Annotated in this window: 2 protein-coding genes and 1 tRNA gene; 1 reads left to right on the top strand and 2 read right to left on the bottom strand. The window is 53.6% G+C overall.

Annotation, left to right across the window (positions count from 1 at the left end; all coding sequences use genetic code 11):
- Positions 1-181 precede the first annotated feature (181 nt).
- Positions 182-919: a DsbA family protein gene (locus ACYVG7_RS04045; RefSeq protein ID WP_460881957.1), complete on the bottom strand. Its 738-nt coding sequence runs from the start codon at positions 917-919 to the stop codon at positions 182-184.
- 198 nt (positions 920-1,117) lie between these two features.
- Between ACYVG7_RS04045 and ACYVG7_RS04040 the strand changes: the two genes are divergently transcribed.
- Positions 1,118-1,205: transfer RNA gene (locus tag ACYVG7_RS04040), tRNA-Ser, on the top strand.
- 312 nt (positions 1,206-1,517) lie between these two features.
- Here ACYVG7_RS04040 and ACYVG7_RS04035 read toward each other — a convergent pair.
- A partial coding sequence (locus ACYVG7_RS04035; RefSeq protein ID WP_460881956.1) for a transposase occupies positions 1,518-2,248 on the bottom strand: 731 nt, incomplete at its 5' end.

Here is a 2,248-nt window from a genome sequence, read left to right as displayed (position 1 = left end):
CTTTTGCACGAAACGGCACATCTTCCAAAAGAGGGTTGTCAACCAAGTTTTGCACAAAAGAAGGATTATGCTATTTTATGAAAGATTTCATGATCCAACCTCAGATTGCAAATAGCCTAAAAAAGAATAGGGCATCACACTGAGGGCTCCTGCCCAGTATAGGGCAGGAGCTAAGGAGGGATCAGGATTTGGGCTTGAGCAGGGCACGCAGATCATCGGCGGTACGGGGAGCGCCGCGCAAAATGGTATCCCCGATGACGAAGGCCGGCGTTCCGGTCAGTCCGAGCTGTTGCGCCAACTGGTGATTGGCTTTGAGTTGCTGCTCGATGGCCGGATCTTGCATCTTCTTCTGCACCGCCGACCAGTTCAGTTTCACCTGCTTGGCAATGGCGGCCACATCATTTTCATCCTTGAGGCTGCCTTGGCGCTCCATCAGCGCATTGTGGAAGGCCACAAATTGCTCCGGATGCAGGCTCTGTACCGCTAGCGCGGCCTTGGCGGCCAGGTAGGAGGTCTCGCTTAAGATCGGGAACTCCTTGTAGATCACCCGGATACTGGGGTCGCTGGCCAGCAACTCGTGCATGGCCGGGGTGGCGCGCTTGCAGTAGCCACAGTTGTAATCCAGGAACTCGACTATGGTCTGGGTGCCCTTGGCATTACCGCCAACCGGATCATTGGCTTGCTGGAACAGCGCCTTGCTGTGTTGCTGAATGAGATCCACATCAGCCTTTGACTGCTCGGCTTCTTGCTTGGCGCGCAGGGCGTTGGACATCTCGATCAGCAGCTCCGGGTGGCTGACCATATATTCACGCACTATTTGCTCCACATCGGCGCGCTGCAACTCGGCGGCCGAGGCGGGGACTGCGCTCAAGGGAAGCAGGCAGGCGAGAACGGGCAGAACAATCTTCTTCAATTTCATAAGCGGGGCCATCTTCTGGATCATGGGGGAAGGATGCGAGGCGTTTATATAGCGTGAGGCAGGGGCGTCAAGTCAAGTCTGGGACGGCAGAACGGCGAAAATTGGCGCAATTAAACCGCTGCTTGCCGCAAAAGCAAGCAATCAGTTCGCGGGGGAGTTTACAAAGCCCGAGCCAGTGAGTAGTATCCTCGCCAATTCGGAGGGGTGGCAGAGCGGCTTAATGCAACGGTCTTGAAAACCGTCGATGGGCGAACATCCGTGGGTTCAAATCCCACCCCCTCCGCCAGATCCGAAAAACCCGGTTGATTCTATCACCGGGTTTTTTTCTGCCCGCCGAAGAGTATTAGCCTGATTTTCAGGCGGATATCAATGTTGAAGCCTATGTATTTCCGCTTCTCTGAGCATCCTTAAATCACGCGTCGGGTTTCAAGTCTATTAACCTATAAATAGTAGGTCCATAGGTTTGGGTGAGCAGAACTTAAGCGCATTTCAAACACCAATACCCTTATCCCTTATTCGAGCCGTGTGATGCTATGCGCTATAAAACAGTATTCAGCCATTAAATAGCCGCATTACGTTCTCTTCTAAATAGCTGATCCTAATTTCGCTCCAGTTGCATAAGCCCATGTCCATTACCGGGGAACGGGGCTGCATGATCCAAGAAGTAGAACACGCGACGTAATAATTCACCCAATGTGCGGCATTGGTGGTTCCGGGTGATCGTTTCATGGAGGGCATGCCACAGCCGCTCAATCTGGTTCACCCATGGCGAATACACCGGCTGAAAAAGCACGATGAACTTCGGATTTCTTGCCAGCCATCGCTGTGCTTTTTTGCTCTTGTGGATGATGTAGTTATCCAGGATCAGCGTGATGCTCTTGGCGCGCCGATAAGTCCGCTTTAGTGTTTTGAGCAGTGACAAGAACAAGTCCGTGTCTTTGCTATCGCTTGCCACATAGGTCACGTTACCGNTCTTCTGCTTCCCTCGCATCATCCAGTCCGCCCCCAGCTTGGGATTGAGGTGGATATCCACCTCATCTTCATAGAACACGGGATGGTCCGCACTGCAGCGTCCCAAGGCCTCATTGATGGCGGCCATTTTCCGCTCTTTATGGGGATCGCGGATGTGCAAAGTGGGCGCGGCCCGGCGCCAGACAATCCCAAGCCTAGGCAACCATCGCCGTATTGTTGAAGCATGCAATGTCAGGCGCCAACTCCGTTTGAGTTCAAGCGCCATCAGTTCGGTACGGCCTTGTTGATCAAATCCAAAGTCGGATACTCGCTCCCCAACCCGCCGGGCGGGCTTAGTTGACGGCCTGCCGAATGGGC

The sequence above is a fragment of the Pseudaeromonas pectinilytica genome, assembly GCF_054780855.1.
Note: the sequence above shows the minus strand (reverse complement) of the source record. Positions and strands in the feature narration are given on the sequence as shown.